Genomic DNA, 21,610 nt, shown 5'->3' with positions numbered 1-21,610 from the left:
CGTCAGTGCGCGTCGTGCTCCACGTGTCCGGCCGTCTCGAACTGGAAGGTGGAGTGCTCGACGTCGAAGTGCTCGGCCAGGCACGTCTGGAGCTCGGCGAGGAGCTGCGTCGTGCGCCCCTCGGACAGCACTTCCGCAGCCACGACGACGTGCGCCGTGAACACCGGCGCGCCACGCGTGAGCTGCCAGACATGCACGTCGTGGACCGCGGTGACGCCGGGCTTGCTGAGCAGGTGCTCGCGGATCTCGGCGACATCGGTGCCGCGCGGAGAGGACTCCCCCAGCACCGCGAAGACCTCCCGGAGCAGCGTCACGGCCCGCGGCACGATCATGACGGCGATCGTCAGCGACGCCAGAGCGTCGGCGGGCATCCAGCCGGTAAGCCAGATCACACCCGCCGCGACGATGACGACCACCGACCCGATCAGGTCGCCCATCACCTCCAGGTAGGCGCCACGGACGTTGAGGCTCGTCCGTTGTGCGGCACTCAGCAGCCACATCGAGATGGCATTGGCCACGAGGCCGGCCACAGCCACGATGAGCATCGCCCAGCCGGCCACCTCCACCTCGGACGGGTCGACAAGTCGCTGGATCGCTTCGACGACGATCCACGCGCAGAGCAGGATCAGGATCACGCCATTGATGAGGGCACCGAACACTTCGGCGCGCTGATATCCGTAGGTGTTGCGGTCATTCGCCGGTCGGGCGGCGATGATGCTCGCGACGAGCGCGACGACGAGCGCCGAGGAGTCGGCGAACATGTGCGCGGCATCGGCGAGCAACGCGAGCGATCCGCTCCACACCGCGCCGGCGATCTGGACGACCATGACCGTCGCGGTGAGAGTGAGCGAGATCATCAGCAGCCGGCGATTGCTGGCAGAACGAATCCCCGGCGTGGGTGCGTGGTCGTGCATGCCTTCGAGGCTATTGCCGAAAAAGCGTGATCACGGCCGATTCCCGCAGTCGGGAATGATCGTGATTTTCAGTCGCCCGAGCGCGGCACCCGAGCCAGCAGCGGACTGAGCTCACGGAAGGCGCGGCCGCGATGCGACGCCGCGTTCTTCTCCTCCGCCGACCACTCGGCCACCGTCCGTGCGGGCTCATCCTGACCGTCGGGAATGAAGATGGGGTCGTAGCCGAAGCCGCCCGCGCCCGCCGGGGCCGTGGCCAGCCGCCCCGGCCACACCCCCTCGACGACGTACTCTTCGCCGCCGGGAAGCACGAGCGCGATCACCGAGACGAACTGGGCGCTCCGGCGAGGGTCGGCGATGTCCGACAGCTGATCCAGCAGCAGCGTCACGTTCGCCACCGCGTCCTTCTGGTGGCCGGCCCAGTAGGCGGAGAATGCACCCGGAGCCCCGCCGAGCGCGTCGACGCAGATCCCGGAATCGTCCGCGAGGGCCGCGAGGCCCGTGTGCGCGCACGCCGCGCGGGCCTTGATCAGCGCGTTCTCGGTGAAGGTGACGCCATCCTCCACCGGCTCGGGGCCGTCGTAGCCGACCACCTCGATGTCCGGCCGCTCGTCGCGCACGATCTGGGCGAACTCCGCCACCTTGTGTGGATTGTGCGTGGCCAGCACGATGCGCGTGGCAGCGCTCATTCGGCTGCCCCGGCGGCGAGGGTCTCCTGCTGGATCTCCCGCAATTGCGCGCAGCCGTTGACACCGAGCTCCAGGAGGGCATCCAGCTCCCGCTTGTCGAAGGGAGCGCCCTCGGCCGTTCCCTGGACTTCGACGAAGAGGCCGCGACCGGTGACGACGACGTTCATGTCGGTCTCGGCACGCACGTCCTCCACGTAGGCCAGATCCAGCATCGGCGTTCCGTCGATGATGCCGACCGAGACCGCCGCCACCGAATCACGCAGCACGTCTGCCTTCTTGGCGACGAGTCCCTTGGCTCGGCCCCACTCGATGGCATCGGCGAGCGCCACGAACGCACCGGTGATCGCCGCGGTACGCGTGCCGCCGTCGGCCTGCAGGACGTCGCAGTCGATCACGATCGTGTTCTCGCCGAGTGCTTTCGTGTCCACGACCGCGCGGAGGGCTCGGCCGATGAGGCGGGAGATCTCGTGCGTGCGGCCCCCGACCTTGCCCTTCACCGCTTCGCGGTCGTTCCGGGAGTTGGTCGCGCGCGGCAGCATGGCGTACTCCGCGGTGACCCAGCCCTTGCCCTTGCCGGTCAACCACCGCGGCACGCCGCCGGTGAACGAGGCGGTGCAGAGCACTTTGGTGCCGCCGAAGGAGATGAGCGCCGATCCCTCGGCGTGAGCGCTCCATCCTCTTTCGATCGTGATGGGGCGCAGCTGGTCGGCGGTGCGGCCGTCGGCCCGGACGTCGGTGGTCATGCCTGCTCCTTCGGAAGGTCGATGGCTCCGGTCTGGACGAGACGGACGCGGGAGACGCCCTGCCCCATCAGTCGATGAGCGAGGCGGAGGAAGTCGTCGGCGGAGTCGCCTGTCGCCTCGTAGACGTGAGTGGGTGTCGCGTCAGGGCCGGCCAGCAGGTCACGGGAGACGAGCTGACGGTAGACATCCTTCGCCGTCTCGGTGTCGCTGGAGACGAGGGAGACGTCGGGACCCATCACATAGCTGATCGCGCCCTCGAGGAAGGGATAGTGGGTGCACCCGAGCACCAGCGTGTCGACACCGGCATGCCGAAGCGGCGCCAAGTAGTCCTCGCACGCCTCCAGCACAGCCGGCGAATCGGTGATCCCCGCCTCGACGAACTCGACGAAGCGCGGACACGCTTGCGCCACCACCGACAGCTGCGGATTGACGGCCAGCATGTCCTGGTACACACCGGACCCGATCGTGCCGGTCGTGCCGATGACCCCGATCCTCCCGCTGCGAGTGGTGGAGACCGCGGTGCGCACGGCGGGGCCGATCACCTCGACCACCGGCACGTCGTATCGTTCCCGTGCATCCCGCAGCATCGCCGCAGACGCGGTGTTACAGGCGATCACGAGCATCTTCACCCCCTGATCGACCAGGGTGTCGAGCACCTCGAGCGAGTAGCGGCGCACGTCGGCGATCGGTTGGGGTCCGTAGGGAGAGTGCGCCGTGTCACCGATGTAGAGCAGCGACTCTCTCGGCAGCAACTGCGAGATCGCGCGGGCCACCGTGAGCCCGCCGACGCCGGAGTCGAAGATCCCGATCGGCGCGTCATTCACGATCCCCCAGCCTACCGTCCGCGCTCGGCCGGCCGTCGCGCCACCCGATCGCCTCGTGCCCCGACGTCGATAGAGTGTCGCCATGAGCGCCGCGTCCCGCACCGCACTGCTGACCGACCGCTATGAACTGACGATGATCGATGCCGCGCTGCACGACGGCACGGCATCGCGCCGTTGCGTCTTCGAAGTCTTCGCACGCAGGCTCCCCGGCGCCCGCCGCTTCGGCGTCGTCGCCGGCACGGGACGACTCCTCGAAGCCCTCACCCGCTTCCGGTTCGAGGACGAAGAGCTGCGGTACCTCCGCGACGAGCGCGTGGTGAGTCCTGAGACGATCGCCTTCCTGGAGGGCTACCGTTTCCGCGGCTCGATCACCGGATACGCGGAGGGCGAGCTGTACTTCCCGGGCTCCCCGGTGCTCACCGTGGAGGGCACGTTCGCCGAGGCGGTGCTCCTGGAGACGCTGTGTCTGAGCATCCTCAATCACGACTCGGCCGTCGCGAACGCCGCGGCCCGGATGAGCGTCGCCGCCGGTGATCGTCCCCTCGCCGAGATGGGCTCGCGGCGCGCCGCCGAACATTCGGCCGTCGCTGCCGCCCGAGCCGCCTACATCGCCGGTTTCGACGCCACGAGCAACCTGGAGGCCGGTCGCCGCTGGGGCGTCCCGACGATGGGCACCGCTGCGCACGCGTGGACACTGCTCCACGACAGCGAGGAGGAGGCGTTTCGCAGCCAGGTGGCCACCCTCGGCACGGGCACCACGCTCCTCATCGACACGTACGACATCCGCGAAGGCGTCGCGACCGCCGTCCGCGTCGCGGGACCGGAGCTCGGCGGCGTGCGGATCGACTCCGGCGACCTTCCGACCGTCGCCTCGGAGGTGCGCGCGCAGCTCGACGCGCTCGGCGCCACGACGACGCGCATCACCGTCACCAGCGATCTCGACGAGTTCGCCATCGCCGCCTTGGCCGCCTCCCCCGTCGACGCGTACGGCGTCGGCACCTCGGTCGTCACCGGGTCAGGCTCACCGACCGCCGGCATGGTCTACAAGCTGGTGGCGCGGCAAGGCAGCGATGGCGGATGGGTGCCGCTGGCCAAATCCTCGGTCGACAAGGCCTCCCGCGGGGGCCGCAAGTCGGCGTTCCGAACGCTCGAGCGAGGTACCGCCACCTCGGAGCTCATCGCCATCGCCGACGGCTTCGACCGCGAGCCAGCGGCCTCCGACCACCCCGGGGCGCGCTCCTTGCAGGTGCCGCTCATGGCAGACGGTGATCCCGAGACCGCGGCGCTCGGCCCCCAGGGCGTGCAGCGCGCGCGGGCTCACCACGCCCTCGTACGCGAAGAGCTCCCGGTGCAGGCGCTGGCACTCAGCAGGTCGGACCCGGCGCTGCCGACCGTGTACGTCGACGTCGCCTGATCAGGAGATCAGCGACTCGTAGATCTCTTTGCACGTCGGGCAGACCGGGAACTTCTCCGGATCGCGTCCCGGAGTCCACTTCTTGCCGCAGAGGGCACGCACAGGCTTGCCCGTCAACGCCGATTCAAGGATCTTGTCCTTCTTCACGTAGTGCGAGAAGCGCTCGTGATCTCCGGGCTCGATGTTCTCCTCGCGAATGAGCTCCTCGAGTTCGCGGTCGAGGGTGGCAAGCCCGCCCTGATCGGGACTGTCGAGGGGCTGGTTGCTGGCCAGGGGCATGCTCATGGACACCGATTCTAGCCGCGTGCGCCGCCGCTGGATCGGGTCAGCTCGCCTCGGCGAACTCCATCACGCGACTGGAGCGCCGGACGAAGAGCCATCCGCCCGCGAGCACACCGGTCACCAGCGTGAACAGCCCCACGCCGATCCCGAGCCACATCGCGGTCCAGGTCAGCGAGGTCTCGCCCGACAGGGCGAGCCATGCCGCCCAGCAAGCCGGTGCCGTCAGAACGAGAGCCCCGGTCAGCACGATCCCTTGGCTCAGCGGCCCTCCCGTGCGCTGGGGCTGCTCGAAGGGGCTGTCCCCGGGGCCCGACACGGGGTAGGGGGCGGCGACCGAGGAGATGGACGACAGCCCGAAGCCCGAGAGCAAGAGGCCGGCACACACGCCGATCATCGCGGGAAGGAGGCTCCAGTCCCCATGGACGCCGACGGCGACCGAGACCGAGACCGCGAGAGTGGGGATCGCGAGGAGCGTCACCGGCACGAGCCGTCCGATCCGGTCGGCGACACCGCTCACGCCGCTGGCCACGTGCATCCAGATGGCGGTGGAGTCATACGCGAGGTCGTTGTGCGCGAGCCAGCCGAAGAAGAGCGCCATGAGAGGCGCCGGTACGAGGATGGCTGTCTGGAGCGGAACACCGACGACGATGAGCGGGACCATCACGACCACCGCCGCGATCGGGATGACCACGACGTTGACGATGTACCGCGGATCGCGCAGCCAGTAGATCAGGCTGCGCGCCGCGATCGCCCCCGTGGGGGTCCCGGGGGTGACCGTGAACCAGCCGAGCCCTCGCGCAGACCTCACCGAGAGGGGGCGCTCGGTCGTTCCCAGGATCCAGCGCACGACGGCCCACCAGCCGAGCGCGAGCGCGACGAGCGTGAGGAGCGCGACCGTGAGCGGCCCCGCGGGATCACCCTCCTGCCACCGCCACGGGACCGCCCACGCTGCGCCGAACGGTGTGAGGGCGAGGACGTCGACCGCTCCGGCGAGGTCGCGCGGCACGTTTACGTCCCATTCCAGTGATGCGGCGAACACGCCCACGGGGACGGCCACCACGAGGAGGGCCAACAGGAGCACTCCGGTCAGTTCACGTGAGCGCCGCTCGCGGAGGACACGACTGCTCACGGCGAAAGCGATGCGAGCGAGGAGCACGGCGGTCATGACCCCGGTTACCGCGGCCAAAACCGAGACGGGAAGCGGCACACCATGCGCGTCCCAGACGAAGACGAGCGCCACCGACGCGGTGACCAGGGCGAGTGCGGGCAGACTCAGGACGCTCGCCAGAGCGGTCGTCGGAGCCAACGATCCTGGCGTCGCTCCGACCACGGCGAACCGGCGGGGATCGAGCGGGTCGTCCGGGCCGCCCAGGAGCGGGGCGACGAAGAAGCCCGCCACGACGGTCGCTCCCGCGATGACGGTGACCGCTGCCGCCGCGTCGTCGCCGAGGCGGTCGATCCGCAGCAGCGCCCACACCGCGGCGCCGGCGGCCACGACGGCGAACAGACCGGAGAGCACCGCCGAGGTCACCTGGCGGCGATCCCCGCGCACCGCTCCGAACAGGAGGGCGAGCCTCAGTCGGAGAACGTGTGCAACCACTCGAGTCCCTCCACGTCGCTGAGTCCCCCGGCGAGCTCGACGAAGCGCTGTTCGAGGGTGAGCTCTCCGCGGACGTCGCTGACGCTCCCCTCCGCCAGCACACGGCCCGCGACGATGACCGCGACGCTCGTGCAGACCCGTTCCACGAGATCCATCCCGTGGCTGGAGAGCACGACGGTGCCGCCATGCGAGACATAGGCGGACAGGATGTCGAGGATGACGGCGCTGGAGACCGGATCGACGGCTTCGAAGGGCTCGTCGAGCACGAGCACTCTCGGCGAGTGGATCATCGCGCCGGCGAGCATGATCTTCTTCGTCATGCCGGCGGAGTAGTCGGCCACGCTCCGCCCGAGCGCATCGGTGAGGTCGAAGGCACGAGCGAGATCAGAGGCTCGGCTGTCGGCGACCGCCGGCTTCAGGCCGCGCAGTACTCCGTAGTAGTGAAGGAGTTGCCGGCCGGTGAGTCGATCGAACGTGCGCAGGCGGTCGGGAAGAACTCCCATCGCGCGTTTCGCGCCGCGGGGATCGACACGCGCATCGATGCCTGCCACCTCGATCGTTCCGGCATCGGGCGCAAGCAGCCCAGCGATCATCGAGAGCGTCGTGGTCTTGCCGGCCCCGTTGGGCCCGACGATGCCATAGAACGTGCCCGCAGGGATCGTGAGGTCGATCGCGTCGACGGCGCGCGTCGCGCCGAACGACTTCGACACCCCGCGGACGCGTACCGCGTCGGAGGTTCCCGCGTCGACCATCGCCTCGCCGTCGATGTCGGCCGACGGGGCCTCGTCGTCGGTCCGGACCACGTCGAGACCTTCCCCGTCCGCACGCGACGAGAGAGGCTCCGTGGCGATGCTCTCCTCGAGGAAGTCCGCATCCGCGACGGCCTCGGCAGCGGCCGACTCCTCCGGTGGCGCCACCGACTCCGCGGGTTCGGCGTCCGGTGGCGCGGTGCGCTCCTCGACGGAGACGGGATCACCCGCCACCCCCCGGCGCTCTCCGCTTCGCGCGTCGATGGGGTCTGCGGTCGGCACGGGCTCCGCCGTCGGGCTCGGCTCTGCGGTCGGCGCCGACTCGGCAGGGGCATCCGCGGCGCGCGCGAGTGCTGCGTCGTCCGCGACGGCGTCGCCCATCCCGACCTCCGCAGAAATCGGCGGCACGTCCGTGGAGGCCGCGCTCGCATCGAGCGTCGCTGCGGCCCCCTCCTGCCTGCTCTCCACGGCATCGGACTCCGACGCGAGTGCCTCCGGGCGGCCCTCCTCGGCAACGGCCGAGTCCGGAAGGCCCTCGATCAGTGGCGCACCGCCCTCGCCCGGCTCCGTGACGGCGCTCGGCAGCGGCGGCACAGGAGGCACCGACGGCGCGGAGGCAGCCGGCCCTGCGGGGGGAACCGGCGGCACAGGAGGAACCGGCGGTACCGCACGCCCCTGCTTCTTGGCCGCGCCCGACTTCTTCGCGGCCCCGGGCCTCTTCCCGGCCGCAGGCTTCGCGCTCGCCGGCTTCTTGGCGGCGCCTGGTCTCTTCGCAGCACCGGGCACTGCCTTTGCCTGCGATCCCGTGGTTGTGGGAGCGTCGCCCTCTCTCCCGGAGGTGGACGCGCTCCCGGAGGTGGACGCGGCCCCCTCGTTCGCAACGGGCACAGGAGGAGCGGCAGGCGCCTCGGGCGCCGTTGCAGCCGGCACTCGCGAAGCGTCCGGGGAAAGGCTCTTCGATGCAGCGCTCGCGGGGCGCTTCTTCACCGGCGTTCGGGGCGTCCGGGGTGAGGCCGAGCCCGGCTTGCGAGGAGTCTTCGGGACCGACGACGCGGCCTCTCCCGCCTCGGCAACGCGTCGGGCCGCCTCCGCCGCAGACACCGACGGAAGTGGCGGTGGAGTCGCGGGCACGCCGATCTCGTCGATCGACTCGTCGCGCGACGGCGAGGAGGAGGCTGTCACCCATCCAACCTAGCAACTAGCCCCGAGGCTTCCTCCGAGGATGCCGCACGCCGACACGAACCTCGGCGGAGATCACGAATGGGCAACGGCCGCGCGACATCCTGCGCCTTCCCAGGGGCCTCCGATACCATGACAGACGGCACGAAGGCGTGTCTCTCCGTCTACATGACAGTGAACACCTTCAGGAGCACAGCTTGACTCTTCAGATCGTCATCCTCGCGGCCGGCATGGGCTCGCGGCTCGGACGCAGTCTGCCCAAGCCGCTCACCGAGCTCGCCGACGGCCGCACCATCATGCAGCAGCAGCATGACAACATCCGTGCCGCTTTCGGCACGTCGGCGCGCATCACCGCCGTCGTGGGGTATCGAGCAGAGACGATCGTCGAGGCGTTCCCCGAGGCCGACTACGTCTACAACGACCGCTACGACCAGACCAACACGTCCAAGAGCCTCCTGCGTGCCCTCAAGGCGACGGGTCGCAGTGGTGTGTTGTGGATGAACGGCGACGTCGTGTTCGATCCGCGCGTCCTGGGACGGGCCATTGAACTCGTCGAACGCGAGCAGTCGTTCGTCACCGTCAACACGGCCAAGGTCAGCGACGAAGAGGTCAAGTACACGATCGATGCCTCCGGGAACATCCAGGAGCTGTCCAAGACCGTCGTGGGTGGCATCGGAGAGGCCGTCGGGATCAATTACGTCTCCGCCGCCGACAAGCGTGCGCTGATTGCGCAGCTGAGCCGCGTCGACGATCAGGACTACTTCGAACGCGGGCTCGAGCGCGCGATCGCCGAGAACGGCATGGTGGTCCGCCCCCTCGACATCTCCGACCTCTACGCGGTGGAAGTCGACTTCGCCGAAGACCTCGAGCGCGCGAACCTCTTCGTCTGACCGCCCCACAGCCGCCCTTCAGGCCGCGACCATAGGATCGGGCGATCATGGCCAAGGTCCACCGCATCCACTCGCTGCCCGATGACGCGCCGTGGGCGGGTGGCCTCCCTCCCGAAGGGTCGCCGGAGCACCCCGTGATCGTGAGGGCACTCGATCGGGTTCTGAGTGTGCAGCGCCCCGTCGTCGTCGCGCACCTGCGAAGCATCCGTCTGCGCCATCCCGATGCCTCGCCCGCGACGATCGTCCGGATGCTCGAGCGGCGGTATCTCGCCGCGGTGACCACCGGCGGCGCCGCGGTGGGAGCGACCGCCGTCGTACCGGGCATCGGGACCGGCATCACCCTCGCCCTGAGCGGAGCGGAGACCGTGGGCTTCTTGGACGCGACCGCGTTGTTCGCGCAATCGCTCGCCGAACTGCACGGCATCCGGGTGGAGGACCCCGACCGCGCACGCGCCCTCGTGCTCACGATCATGCTCGGCACGGAGGGGGTCGCGCTGGTGTCGCAATGGGCCCGACAGGCATCGGGCTCGGGCGTGCCTCGAGACAAGTATTGGGGCGAGCTCATCACCAAGTCGCTCCCTCGCGCCGCAGTCGGCCCCCTCGTCGACCGGCTCAAGTCGACCTTCGTGCGGCACTTCGCATCCCGCGGCGGTGCGTCGGTGCTCGGCAAGGCGCTTCCCTTCGGGATCGGCGCCGCCATCGGCGGCGGCGGGAACCACCTTTTGGGTCGCCGCGTCGTGGTCACCTCTCGTCGCGCCTTCGGCATCGCTCCGGCCGCGTATCCGCCCGAGTTGGAGCCGAAGCCCGGCGCCCGCCCCGTCGAGAACGCACTGGCGGGACGCATCCGCCAGGTCGGTGGGGCGGTCGCGGGGCTCGGTGACGTCGCCGCCGGGACGGTGGCAAGACTCACGCGGGGACGGCGGCGGTCGTCCGATACCGCGGGCATCGCCCCGGCGGAGCGCGACCCCGACGAACACTGACGCCTCCCCGGGCGGCTTGGTTCATCCGCTCTCCACAGCACGACGGTGTTGCGCCCGACGCGGAGCCTCGGACGTCGGACAGTGCCCATAGCGTTCCGGCATGCTGCAGTTCTTGGAGGATGAGTCACCCCACCCGTACCGCGTTCCCTGGCGCGTCGACCGCGTCCACGACTCTCATCCGCTGATCACCCATCGCGGTACCGAGCCCGCCGATTTCGTCCGGGTGTTCCGCAGCGACGGCCCCGACGAGTACTGGGGACGCGTCGTTCCCGGCGACACCGCCGAGCTCTGCCTCTGCGATGGCGACCTCGACTCGTTGACGATCACTCTGTCCTGGTTCCGTGCCGGCACCGACCTGGAATACGTATGGCGCTTCGTCGTCTGAGGCCAGGTGCTGGCCTCGATCCACCCTCGACGCGCAGAATGGGGTCATGGGATTGTTCCAGAGCCGCCCCGAGGAACCCACGGAGTGGGCAGGCCTGCCTGCCGAGCCGTGGGATGAGCCGAGCCCCTCCGAACGACTGACGGATCCGACGGAGGCCTCCCCCACCGCGGTCGATCTCGACGCCCTCCGCGCCCCCGAAGGGCATGCGTACCTCGCGGTACCGATCGAGACCGTGCAGTTCGCCGCCGGAACCGAGGCTCCCGAGGCCGACGGCGACGGCGACTGAGCTGTCGACGTCGACGGCTGGTCTCGGCCGACTCAGGCGGACGCGGCTCGCCGGCGCAGCTCTCGACGGAAGTCGGCTTCCGAGTAGGGAGCGATGTTCGCCGGCAGGTCTTCGGCGGTGAGCCCTCGGACGAAGACCTCGGGAGCGACGTCGAGAGCCGTGGCCAGCTGGATGAGCACGTAGAGGGTCGGGTTTCCTTGCCCGTTCTCGATACGCGCGAGATGCGACACGTCGAGGTCCGCGCGTTCGGCCAGTGCTTTCCGACTCACTGTGTGCTTGTCGCGAAGAGAGCGCACGAGCATACCCACATGGGCAGAGGCTCGAGATCGCGGTTCGGACATGCACCCAGCATCGACGCGATCGACGCACAGGCAGGAGGCTTTCATGAGTGGGCCTTTACGCCTACACTGTCCCGGGGTCTAGGCTCGCGGCGTGGGTGACCTGCGACGACGACTGCTCTCCTTCTCCGAGATCACTTCCGTCGACGCCGACACACGGGAGCTGGTCGCCCTGGTCCAGGAGTGGATTCCCGCGCAACGCTGGTTCGCCTCGAAGGGCACCGCGCCTCGACTGCGCCTCCTCGCAGCGGCGACCCTCCCCCCGGAGGTCCCCGAGACCCGCGTGCACGTGCTGATCATCCGCGATGAGGCGACAGCGACGGGGGTGACCTACCACGTGCCCGTCGTCGATGCGGAGAGGAGCACCCCGGCGACGTATGCCGGCATCATCGGTCACCGGGGCAACGGCAACATCCTCGTCGATGGTCCCCGCCACCCCGCCTACACGGCGGCCCTGGCCCACGCGGTGGCGCCCCAGGTCGAGGCGGCGGACGGACGCGTGCTCGACGGCGAGCAATCCAATACGTCGATCATCTACCGCGGCGAGGGTCAGCCTGTCATCTGCAAGATCTACCGTCAGCTCCATGTCGGCTCCCACCCGGACATCGATCTGCAGAGCGCGCTCGCGCGGTCGGGATGCCGAAGGGTCCCCGCCGCGGTCGGCGTCTGGGAAGGCGCGTGGTCGCCCACGGCCTCGGGGGCCCTCGCGTTCGCGCAGGAGTACTTTCCCGACGTCCAAGACGCGTGGCGGGTCGCCCGATCGGCTGCCCTCGCCGGCCGGAGCTTCCTCGACGATGCCCGGACGCTGGGCGAAGCGACCGCCGACGTCCACCTCCGCCTTGCCGAGCTCTTCCCCACGCCCCCCTCCGATGCCATTGCTCGTCGCGCGATCGCCACCGCGTGGGACCGGCGGCTCCGCCTCGCCGTCAGCGAGGTTCCCGCGATCCAGAGGCACCGCGCAGCGATCGCGGAGGTGTACGCGGCCGCTCTCGAGACCACGTGGCCGCCGCTGCAGCGCATCCACGGCGATTATCACCTCGGGCAGGTCCTCCAGGTTCCCGGACGGGGATGGGTGCTGCTGGACTTCGAAGGCGAGCCGCTCCGGCCGATGACCGAGCGCCTGCGGCCGGACGCCGCCCTGCGAGACATCGCAGGAATGCTGCGGTCCTTCGACTACGTCGCGGGCTCGCTGCAGAACGAGGGCGACCCGGAGCGTCTCCGCGAATGGGCCGCGGCCGCACGCAGCGGGTTCGTACGCGGATACGAGCGCCGCACGCAGCATCCGTCCACGGGAGCGCTCTTGGACGCGTTCGAACTCGACAAAGCGGTCTACGAAGCCATCTACGAGGCCCGCAACCGCCCGTCGTGGCTCGAGATCCCCCTGACGGCGATCGACCGGCTCGTCGACACGGATTGAGCGCGTTCGGCGTCCACTCAGGGCAGTTGTGGATACCGTTGACGCGATGGTCTCCACTCCTCCCCCGCGCGCGAGCGGCCGCATCAACAGCCTCGACGGATTGCGCGGGGTTGCGGCGATAGTGGTGCTGCTGCACCACTGGCTCCTCATCGCGCAGCCATGGCTGCAGGGCACCGTGGTCTGGGCGTGGATCTCGCAATCACCCGCCAAACTCATCACGGCCGGCAACGAGGCCGTACTCGTCTTCTTCGTCCTGTCGGGGCTGGTCGTGGTCCTTCCCGTGTTCCGTCCCGGCTTCTCCTGGATGGGATTCCTGTCCGCGCGGGTCGTGCGCCTCTACGGCCCCGTCATCGCGGCGCTGCTGTTCGCCGCCCTGCTGATCCTCCTGGTGCCCCGCGATCCCTCGCGGATGCCTGCGGGCTCGTGGATGACCGACACACACGCGACGCAGGTCTATCCGCCCAGTCTGCTCGCGCAGATGACACTGATACCGCGGTCCTACCCTCTGAACAACCCGCTCTGGTCACTGCACTGGGAGCTCGTGTACTCGATCCTCCTCCCGTTCGCCACGGCACTCGCACTTCTCGTGCGCCGGTGGGCGCTCACGGCGGTCCTCGCCTGCGCCGCTCTGAGTCTGATCGGTCGGATGCTGGAGCAACCGGAGCTTCTCTACTTCCCGATCTTCCTCATGGGAACGATCATGGCTACACGCCTTCCCGACATGCTCGCGTGGGTCGAGCGGCCACGACCTCGCTGGTTCATGCCGTTGTTCGCCGCGGGAAGCGTCTTGCTCCTCATCGCGAGCTGGCTCGCTCGCCCGATTGCGCCCAGCGGAGGGATCCTCAACACCGTCCTGTGGTCGTTGGCCGCGCCGGGAGCGGCGGGACTGGTCGTGGTGAGCCTTGCGTGGGCGCCGATCATGCGCTTCTTCGAGACCCCTGTGATGCAGTGGCTCGGGAAGATCTCCTTCAGCCTCTACCTCGTGCACGTGCCGATCCTCGCCACGCTCGCCTACGCGGTCGGCTCACAGAACTGGCAGCTCGTGGGCCTCCTCGGCATCCCTCTCAGTCTCCTGGTCGCGTGGGGGTTCTATCAGCTTGTCGAAGCTAAAATGCATCAGGCGGCGCGTCGTGTTCACCGCGCCGTCGCCGCACGAGCGCGGCGTCGGGCGAACGAGATCGCGCCCTGACGTCGGCCGATGATCGAGAGCACCGCCCACCCATGCGCCTGAGACTGCCCGCTGTCGTGACCAAGACCCTTCGTCGGGCTCGGCGGATGGTCGCCGCCGAACAGATCGCCCTGGCCCGGCTCCTTCCGATTCGACCGCGGACCGTCCTGTACGAGTCGTTCGCCGGCAACGGCGCACTGTGCAATCCGGAAGCGATCTTCCGGCGGCTCCTCGCCGACCCAGAGTTCGCTGATCTGGAGCACGTCTGGGCGCTCAGCGATTCTGACGCCGCCGACGCGCTCCGCCGCGAGTTCGCCGGCCGCCGAGATGTCCGGATCGTCGCTCGAGGAAGCGCCGCCTACTGGAAGGCCGTGTCGACCGCGGGGTACCTGATCAACAACGCGACCTTCCCGCCGTCGTTCGGGAAGCGTCCCGGACAGGTCTACCTCAACACGTGGCATGGCACCCCGCTGAAGCTCATGGGTTTCGACATGCCCGGCGGCGCGCGCGAATCGGCGAACACGCTGCGAAATCTGCTGAGCGCCGACTATCTCCTGGCCGCCAACCCCTTCATGACCGAGGTCATGTACGAGGACGCGTATCAGCTGCGCAACATCTACCCCGGCTCGATCATCGAGGAGGGATACCCGCGCATCGATCGCCAGCGCCTCAGCGACGCCGATCGGAACTCGGTCCGCAGGACGCTCACCGACCAGCTCGGCGTGGAACTCGGCGACCGCCGTATCGTACTGTTCGCACCCACGTGGCGCGGCGCCTCGTTCCAGTCGCCCGATGCCGACCTGGCCCATCTGGCCGATCAGGCGGCGGAGCTCCAGCATGGTCTCGGCGACGACGTCGTCGTGCTCGTCAAGACACACCAGGTCGTGCATTCGCTCGCACAGGGTGTCCCGTCGCTGCGTCGCCTCCTCGTGCCCAACACCATCCCCGCGAATGTGCTCCTCGGAGTGGCGGACGCCTTGGTCACCGACTACTCGTCGATCTTCTTCGACTACCTCGCGACAGGACGACCGGTCGGCTTCTTGGTCTCGGACGCGTCGAGCTATGCCTTGGAGAGAGGGACCTATCTCCCTCTCGACGAGCTTCCGGGCCCCGTGGCGACCGACGCGGCCGCCTTGGCCGCGGCGCTCCGCGACCTCATGGCACCCGACGCACCGCGCCACGCCCGTTACGACGACTGGGCCGACCGATTCGTCCCCTACGAGGACGGTGAGGCCGGCGCCCGCGTCATCGACGTCGTCTTCCGCGGGCGGGTCCGCGACCGCCGCATTCGCACCGCACGACGGGAGGGGAAGCCGCGATTGCTCTTCTACATCGGCGGCATTCGGATGAACGGCATCACGACCTCCGCCGTGAACCTCCTCAACTCCCTGGACCGGGAGAAGTACGACGTCACCGCATTGATGGCGTTCCCCAAGGGCGAGACGACCCGCCGCAACCAGGCCCGGCTCGACCCCGGCATTCGACAGATCTTCCGTATCGGGGGAATGAACGGTCTCAAGGGCCGCCAGCTCTTGCGCCGGCTCGCCGACGTGAGCACCGACCCGCTCCGCGCCCATCGACGATTCGGTCACCGCACGCTCTGGCGTGACGAATGGACGCGGGTCTTCGGTACCGCCCGCTTCGACTGGGTCGCCGACTTCAGTGGCTACAGCCCCTTCTGGGCGCACCTGATGCTGCATTCTCCCCGCGCCGTACGCGCGATCTGGCTGCACAACGAGATGGCGGCCGACCGGGAACGCACCGTCGCCGGGAAGCAGCCCTTCCGCCGCTCCCTCGGACGGGTCTTCGCGATGTACCGGGCCTACGACCAGTTGGTCTCGGTGTCCCCGTCGCTCACGGAGCTCAATCGCACCGAGCTTGCCGGCTACGCGCCCGCCGAGCGGTTCCGGACGCTGCGGAACCTTCCGGACCGCGTCGAGGCGACCGTGGATGCCGAGCCGGAGGTGCCCCGCACCGAGGCGGACGACGCATGGCGGCAGGCCTTGGAGATCGACGGCGTACAGCGCTTCATCACCGTCGGGCGCCTTTCGACCGAGAAGAACCACGCTCGGCTGATCCGCGCGTTCTCGCGCGTCCACGCCGAGCGGTCGGCGACGCAGTTGTTCATCGTCGGCGGCGGTCCCCTCGCTGCCGACCTGGAGCGCCAGGTGCGTGCGGCCGGGCTGACCGGAGCGGTCTTCCTCACCGGTCCACAACCCCAGCCGGGACGGATCATGGACCGCACCGACTGCTTCGTCCTCTCCAGCGATTACGAGGGTCAGCCGATGGTGCTGATCGAAGCCGCTCAGCGGGGGATGCCGATCGTCTCGACGGCGTTCGGATCTGCGCGCGGCGCCTTGCCGGGCGACGATATGCACGTGGTCGACCGCGACGACGATGCGCTGGCCGAGGGGATGCTCGCCTTCCTGGAGGGCCGAGTGGCGCCGGCGGCGCTGGACGTCGAGCGATACACGGCGGAGGTTCTTGCCCAGTTCGACGAACTCGTGCCGCGTCCGGAATGATCGACCATATGACCCGTGACGCCGACGTCCCCCCCGAGGGGTCGGGTGTCACCTTCGTGATGCCGGTGCTCAACGAACGGGACTATCTCGAACGGGCGGTGCGCACCGTGCTCGCACAGGACGTCGACGGCCCCTCGGAGATCATCCTCGCCCTCGGCCCCTCACACGACGGCACGACCGAGCTGGCGCACGAGCTCGCCAAGAGCGACGAACGTATCCGTCTGGTCGACAACGCGGCCGCCGACATCCCCGTCGGCCTCAATCTGGCCATCCGTGCAGGCTCCTTCCCGACGGTGGTGCGCGTCGACGCGCACTCGGAGCTCGCACCCGGCTACACCGCGAGGGCGTTGCAGACCCTCGCCCGGGAGCGTGCGGCCAACGTCGGCGGCATCATGCGTGCCGAGGGGCGCACCCCTTTCCAGCGCGCCGTCGCCCACGCTTACAACTCCCCCGTCGGCCTCGGCGGGGGGGCATATCACGGCTCCGGCGAGGCGGGCCCCGCGGAATCGGCCTACCTCGGGGTCATGCGACGCTCCGTCTTGGAGGACGTCGGCCTGTTCGACGAGTCCATCCGTCGCGGCGAGGACTGGGAGCTCAACCTCCGGATCCGTCGCGCCGGCTACCGCGTGTGGTTCGATCCAGCGCTCTCGGTCACCTACTGGCCCCGCGAGAGGTGGACCCGACTCGTCCGCCAGTTCCGCGCAACCGGCACGTGGCGAGGGGAGCTGGTGCGACGCTATGGATCCGGCAACTCCCTGCGCTACTTCGCCCCTCCGCTGCTCGTGCTGCTGGTCGCGATCGCGGCCGTCGTCGGCGTCCTTCAAACCTCCCGCGTCCTCACAGGCCCCGCGGCGCTCGTCGCCAGCGTCGTCTACGCGCCGCTGGCGGTCTACGTCCTCCTCGTCCTCGCCTTCGCCGTCGCTCCCGGAAGGGCGCGTGGCGGACGGGAACGGCTGTGGAGCCTCGCCGTCCTTCCCTCGATGCACCTTGCGTGGGGGGCCGGGTTCGTGTGGGGACTGATGCGTGGCGCCCGGGAGACCGTCGACACCTCGCGGCTGGAGCGCAACACACCGTTGCCGTGACCATCGCGACGGCACGACCGCCCACACACAGGGAAGCGCCGCCGGTCAGCGGTCGACGAACCCCTGATCCAGAATCCGGGCCACGACGCGCTGGGCCGCCGCGCCGTCGTCGCGCGCATTGAACCGCCGTCGCCACGCGCGATAACGCTCCGCGAAACCGTCGACGAGGTCGTCGTCGGCGAGATGAGCCTCCAGCTCGTCCTGAGTGACACTGATCGGTCCGGGCGCCTCGGCGAGGAGGTCGAAAGAGAACCCCCGCAGCTCGCCGCGGTAGTGATCGATGTCCGGGGCGAAGAAGAAGACGGGCTTCCCGGTCACCGTGAAATCGAACATGACCGAGGAGTAGTCCGTGATCAGGACGTCTGCGGCCAGCAGCAGATCGGACACGTCGGGGTACGACGTGACGTCGACGACGCGGGGGCCCTCCGCGTCGTCGCCCGCCGCGAGAGTTCGCGAGTGACCACGCACGAGCACGATCGCGCCGGTGACCGACGCCAACCGTTCGAGATCGAGGAAGTCGACGATGTCCGCGCGATCGTCTCGCCAGGTCGGCGCGTAGAGGATCACGCGCTCGTCGTCGGCGATCCCGAGGCGACGCCGCACCGGACCGGCCTCGCCCGTCACGAGGACGTCGTTGCGGGGGTATCCCTCGATCCAGATCGGACGACGACGGAACGCGTATGCACTCCGCAAGACCCGCGCCGCATAGGGGTTCTGCGCCAGCAACACGTTCCACCGCCGCGACTCCTTCAGCACCGCGAGCGCTCGTCGCGGATCGAAGCCGGGGCGATGCAGCGCGAGGCGTTTGAGGGGCGTGCCGTGCCAGGTCTGCAGCACGATCTGCCCGGGGCGTCGCGAGAATCGGCGGCGCAACCAGTCGTTGACCACAAGCAGCCGCGCCGCACCGCGCGCCCGCCACCATTCCGGACTTCCCTCCACGACCGCGACCGCCCCGTCGGGCACCTGCACCGACAGATCGACCACGCTCCAGTAGCGGAGGACGTTCGGAGCCCGCTGCGCGAGCTCGCGATCGATCGCCCTCGGGTTGCAGCTGGCACTTCGCCCGTAGAAGCTCTCGAAGAACACGGCGTTCTCGAGCCCCTGGGGCCGCGTCGCGTACCGGCGTTCCAGAGCGTCCTGGCCCTCGCCCGAGTCGTACGCGGGATCGATGGGCGGTCCGACCCGGAGCACCCCATCGCGCAGCTCAGCCCGCAGCGAGGGCCACTGCGTCAGGGCGAGCGCAGGTAGTTCCTCCGCCGCCGCGTCGCCGTCGAACGCCGTCTCCACGAGATAGTCGCCGGAGGGGAGCGGAAGAGTCGGCCCCTCCCACCGCGCCGCCTCCAGCGGGATCACCGCCCGCCACGTCTTTCCTCGGCCGGTGATCCGGCCCTGGACGCGCGCGCGAGGGCCGCGCAGCTCGACGCGGCGGGGTCGCTCGCCGCGCCCGGTGAGTTCGAGAGCGGGGTGGGGTGTGAAGCGTGCCTCGATCATCGCCGCTGCCCTTCCAGGATCTCGCAGATACGCGCGTACACGCGTTCGGTGTTCCGCCCGTCTCTGAAGGCGTGAACAGTCGCATCGAGTGCTCGCGCGCGTCCCAACCGCCGGTCCCGCTCCGCTCCGTCGACGAGGACGGCGGCCAGCTGGTCCGCCGCCTGACTCCAGCTGCGGGCGTGCTCTCCCCCGGACACGTCCTCGTAGCGCCCGTAGAATCCGCGTTCGGATCGGTAGGACTCGAGGTCGGGAGCAAGGAAAACCACGGGGACAGGCACGAGCGACGCGTCGAAGATCAGGGAGGAGTAGTCCGTCACGAGCGCCCGCAGTGCCGGGAGCAGTGGCGTGACGTCGGGGACGAGATCGCTGCCGAGCAGACGCACCCGATCACCGACACCGGCGGCGTAGTCGCCCGCCCCGAGCGGATGAGAGCGGACCAACAGGACCGCGTCCTGCTCCTCCAGGACCTCGAGGATGCGTTGCCACTGTGCCGCGTCGGGTACGGCGGGGTCGGGAGCGCCGTCGCGCCAGGTCGGCGCGTACAGCACGAGCGCGCGATCACCGATCGGACCGACGACGCGCGCGATTTCGGCACGCGCCGTGTCGTACCGTTCCTCCGCCCGCCCCGCCGACAGCACATCGACGCGCGGCTCGCCCGTCACCGGAACACTCGGGTCAGGGAGCGCGAAAGCAGACTCGAGGCGCCCCCGCACGACATGCGATGCCGCCGGGATCAATCGGATCCGTCGTTGCGTGCGCCGATAGAGCGCGGCGATCAGCGGCCGGAGGATCGCAAGAGGGGCGCGCACCGTGGCCGGCGAGTCGAGTCCGATGCGCTTGAGGGGAATGCCGTGCCACAGCTGGACCACGACCGCGCCGGTCGTCGCGTAGCGATCGACGTCGCCGAAGCCGTGCGTCACGACGACGACCCGCGCCCGCGCGGTCCGCCAGAAGGCACGGGCGCTGCCTTTCCGCAGGGTCTGGATGCCCTCCGCGGCGGCCGCTCGTTCCTGTTCGACATTGGCGACGAGCCACACCGTCTGCTCCCCCGCAGCCGACGCGGCACGCCAGAGGGCGAGGGCACCGTCGGCGATGCCGACCGCGGAACCGAAGACCCACTCGCGTGAGGAGCGCGGGACGACCAACGTGGCCACCCGTCCGACGACGTACAGCGGGATCCGCACCAGCTTGGCGACGTTTCCCGCACCGAAAGAGAAGGACGCCACCTCGCGAGCCTATCGCGGGGTGGCGTCCTTCTGAGCCGTCAGTCGGAGAGCGTCCCGAGGGTTACCTCGACCGAGGCGGTGGCGCCGTCACGCACGTAGACGACGGTCGCCGTGCTTCCCGCCGCAAGCGCACGCACCTGCGCGGTGAGGTCCGTCGCGTCGGTGATCGGCACCCCGTTGAACGAGGTGACCACGTCACCGGCCTTGAGCCCCGCCTTGGCTGCCGCGCCGCCGGAGGACACCTCGCTGATGTAGGCACCCGCCGTCGTCGCGCCCTTCTGTGAGGCGGCGTCGCCGACCATCGCGCCGAGGAGTCCGTGGGTGGCCGCCCCGTTGTCGATGAGCTCGTCGGTGATGCGCTTGACGACGTTGGACGGGATCGAGAAGCCAACGCCGATAGAGCCGGCCTGGCTCGAGCTGGATCCCCCGGTGGAGGCGATCGCGACGTTGATGCCGATGAGCTTCCCCGCCTCGTCCACCAGAGCGCCGCCGGAGTTTCCGGGGTTGATGGCGGCATCGGTCTGGATCACGGCGATGGAGATCGAGCTCTTCGGCGACTGCTGCTGCTGACCCTGCCCGAAGTCGAACTGGAACGGCGACTCGTTCTGCCCCTGCGGGGAGTCGTCGTCCGCGCCGCCGTCGGGAGCGGCGGACGAGGCGATCTGGATCGAGCGGTTGAGCGCACTCACGATGCCCGTGGTGACGGTGTTCGAGAGCCCGAGCGGTGCGCCGATCGCGACGGTCTGGTCTCCCACGTTCAGCGACGACGAGTCGGCGAACTCGATGGGCGTCAGACCACTCGCGTCCTTGAGCTTGATCACGGCGAGATCGTAGGTCGGGTCGGTGCCCACGACAGTGGCCTGGTAGACCTTGCCGTCAGAGGTCGTGACCGTGATCGCCGCGTCCCCGGTGGCACCGTCGAGGGTGACCACGTGGGTGTTCGTCACGACGTAGCCGTCGCTGCTGAGAACGACCCCGGAACCCGTGCCGCCGCCGGAGCCGGACGTCGCGGCGATCGTGACGACGCTCGGAAGGACCTTCGCAGCGATCGCCGTGGTCTGGTTGACCGACTCACGGTTGTTGACGGTGACAGTGGACGGTCCGGAGGTCACGACGGTGGAGCCGTTCGCCGCGAAGAACGATCCGCCAGCGGCCGAAGCGCCGAGACCGGCTGCACCACCGACGAGGGCGGCGGCGACCATGATGGCGACGATCTTGCCCGCTCCCACGCGCCCGGACGATTCGGCTCCTGCCTGCTCGGCCGCGTGCGGCGCCGGCCCGGGCTGCCCCGGCGCCGAGGCGTAGGGGCCCGGGGCATACGGCTGCGTGGGCTGAGTGTGGAACGCACCACCGTACGGCAGCGGCGGACGTGGGGGAACGGCCTCACCGGCGGCGGTGTCGGGCGCCGCGGCGGCGGCTCCGGGCGCCGCCGCG

At 69.6% G+C, this 21,610-nt stretch carries 20 protein-coding genes; 9 read left to right on the top strand and 11 right to left on the bottom strand.

Annotation, left to right across the window (positions count from 1 at the left end; all coding sequences use genetic code 11):
* Positions 1-2: 2 nt before the first annotated feature.
* The 4 genes from QM591_RS15985 to murI all read right to left on the bottom strand — a co-directional run bounded on the left by QM591_RS15985 (position 3) and on the right by murI (position 3,167).
* The gene (locus tag QM591_RS15985) at positions 3-914 is read right to left on the bottom strand and encodes a cation diffusion facilitator family transporter (RefSeq protein ID WP_415133865.1); all 912 of its coding nucleotides are present in this window, start codon (positions 912-914) and stop codon (positions 3-5) included.
* 68 nt (positions 915-982) lie between these two features.
* Positions 983-1,600, bottom strand: a complete 618-nt coding sequence (gene rdgB / locus QM591_RS15980; protein ID WP_415133863.1) for an RdgB/HAM1 family non-canonical purine NTP pyrophosphatase — start codon at positions 1,598-1,600, stop codon at positions 983-985.
* On the bottom strand, positions 1,597-2,343 hold the full coding sequence (gene rph, locus QM591_RS15975; protein WP_415133861.1) for a ribonuclease PH: 747 nt from the start codon (positions 2,341-2,343) through the stop codon (positions 1,597-1,599). Before rph ends, rdgB begins: the two co-directional genes overlap by 4 nt.
* Complete coding sequence (gene murI, locus QM591_RS15970; protein ID WP_415133859.1) at positions 2,340-3,167, bottom strand: glutamate racemase; 828 nt, start codon at positions 3,165-3,167, stop codon at positions 2,340-2,342. Before murI ends, rph begins: the two co-directional genes overlap by 4 nt.
* An 82-nt stretch (positions 3,168-3,249) precedes the next feature.
* Between murI and QM591_RS15965 the strand changes: the two genes are divergently transcribed.
* Positions 3,250-4,581 (top strand): nicotinate phosphoribosyltransferase, encoded by a 1,332-nt coding sequence (locus QM591_RS15965; protein WP_415133857.1) that lies wholly within the window; start codon positions 3,250-3,252, stop codon positions 4,579-4,581.
* On the opposite strand, the gene QM591_RS15960 is transcribed toward QM591_RS15965, so the two are convergent.
* The 3 genes from QM591_RS15960 to QM591_RS15950 are packed head-to-tail and all read right to left on the bottom strand — an operon-like array spanning position 4,582 to position 7,998.
* Positions 4,582-4,860: a DUF3039 domain-containing protein gene (locus QM591_RS15960; protein ID WP_067160947.1), complete on the bottom strand. Its 279-nt coding sequence runs from the start codon at positions 4,858-4,860 to the stop codon at positions 4,582-4,584.
* A 46-nt stretch (positions 4,861-4,906) separates the two neighbouring features.
* Complete coding sequence (locus tag QM591_RS15955; protein WP_415133855.1) at positions 4,907-6,463, bottom strand: hypothetical protein; 1,557 nt, start codon at positions 6,461-6,463, stop codon at positions 4,907-4,909.
* Positions 6,439-7,998, bottom strand: coding sequence for an ABC transporter ATP-binding protein (locus QM591_RS15950; protein WP_415133853.1), 1,560 nt, complete (start codon positions 7,996-7,998; stop codon positions 6,439-6,441). The genes QM591_RS15955 and QM591_RS15950 overlap by 25 nt, the downstream gene beginning before the upstream one ends.
* A gap of 590 nt (positions 7,999-8,588) precedes the next feature.
* Between QM591_RS15950 and QM591_RS15945 the strand changes: the two genes are divergently transcribed.
* The 4 genes from QM591_RS15945 to QM591_RS15930 all read left to right on the top strand — a co-directional run bounded on the left by QM591_RS15945 (position 8,589) and on the right by QM591_RS15930 (position 10,932).
* Complete coding sequence (locus QM591_RS15945; protein ID WP_415133851.1) at positions 8,589-9,281, top strand: NTP transferase domain-containing protein; 693 nt, start codon at positions 8,589-8,591, stop codon at positions 9,279-9,281.
* A 47-nt stretch (positions 9,282-9,328) separates the two neighbouring features.
* Positions 9,329-10,261: a hypothetical protein gene (locus QM591_RS15940; RefSeq protein ID WP_415133849.1), complete on the top strand. Its 933-nt coding sequence runs from the start codon at positions 9,329-9,331 to the stop codon at positions 10,259-10,261.
* A 100-nt stretch (positions 10,262-10,361) separates the two neighbouring features.
* Positions 10,362-10,646 (top strand): hypothetical protein, encoded by a 285-nt coding sequence (locus tag QM591_RS15935; protein WP_415133847.1) that lies wholly within the window; start codon positions 10,362-10,364, stop codon positions 10,644-10,646.
* A gap of 46 nt (positions 10,647-10,692) precedes the next feature.
* Positions 10,693-10,932, top strand: a complete 240-nt coding sequence (locus tag QM591_RS15930; RefSeq protein ID WP_415133845.1) for a hypothetical protein — start codon at positions 10,693-10,695, stop codon at positions 10,930-10,932.
* Between the two features lie 32 nt (positions 10,933-10,964).
* Here the strand turns inward: QM591_RS15930 and QM591_RS15925 are convergent, their stop codons facing one another.
* Positions 10,965-11,234, bottom strand: a complete 270-nt coding sequence (locus QM591_RS15925; RefSeq protein WP_415133933.1) for a helix-turn-helix domain-containing protein — start codon at positions 11,232-11,234, stop codon at positions 10,965-10,967.
* Between the two features lie 130 nt (positions 11,235-11,364).
* Here QM591_RS15925 and QM591_RS15920 point away from each other — a divergent pair, with 130 nt between their 5' ends.
* From QM591_RS15920 to QM591_RS15905, 4 genes are read left to right on the top strand one after another with little or no spacing between them, the layout of a single operon-like run.
* Positions 11,365-12,687 (top strand): maltokinase N-terminal cap-like domain-containing protein, encoded by a 1,323-nt coding sequence (locus tag QM591_RS15920; RefSeq protein ID WP_415133843.1) that lies wholly within the window; start codon positions 11,365-11,367, stop codon positions 12,685-12,687.
* Positions 12,688-12,733: 46 nt separating this feature from the next.
* Entirely contained in the window at positions 12,734-13,876 is a 1,143-nt protein-coding gene (locus tag QM591_RS15915; RefSeq protein ID WP_415133841.1) for an acyltransferase family protein, read from the top strand.
* A 56-nt stretch (positions 13,877-13,932) separates the two neighbouring features.
* Complete coding sequence (locus QM591_RS15910) at positions 13,933-16,377, top strand: CDP-glycerol glycerophosphotransferase family protein (RefSeq protein ID WP_415133839.1); 2,445 nt, start codon at positions 13,933-13,935, stop codon at positions 16,375-16,377.
* Positions 16,378-16,385: 8 nt separating this feature from the next.
* Complete coding sequence (locus QM591_RS15905; RefSeq protein WP_415133837.1) at positions 16,386-17,459, top strand: glycosyltransferase family 2 protein; 1,074 nt, start codon at positions 16,386-16,388, stop codon at positions 17,457-17,459.
* A gap of 45 nt (positions 17,460-17,504) precedes the next feature.
* Here the strand turns inward: QM591_RS15905 and QM591_RS15900 are convergent, their stop codons facing one another.
* The 3 genes from QM591_RS15900 to QM591_RS15890 all read right to left on the bottom strand — a co-directional run.
* Positions 17,505-18,950, bottom strand: coding sequence for a CDP-glycerol glycerophosphotransferase family protein (locus QM591_RS15900; protein ID WP_415133835.1), 1,446 nt, complete (start codon positions 18,948-18,950; stop codon positions 17,505-17,507).
* Complete coding sequence (locus tag QM591_RS15895; RefSeq protein ID WP_415133833.1) at positions 18,947-20,176, bottom strand: CDP-glycerol glycerophosphotransferase family protein; 1,230 nt, start codon at positions 20,174-20,176, stop codon at positions 18,947-18,949. The genes QM591_RS15900 and QM591_RS15895 overlap by 4 nt, the downstream gene beginning before the upstream one ends.
* Before the next feature lie 38 nt (positions 20,177-20,214).
* On the bottom strand, positions 20,215-21,610 hold a 1,396-nt coding region (locus tag QM591_RS15890), incomplete at its 5' end, for a S1C family serine protease (protein ID WP_415133831.1).

Source organism: Microbacterium sp. (assembly GCF_047607225.1).
In the GTDB taxonomy this organism is placed as follows: Bacteria; Actinomycetota; Actinomycetes; order Actinomycetales; family Microbacteriaceae; genus Microbacterium.
This window is presented reverse-complemented; position numbering and strand designations above follow the sequence as displayed.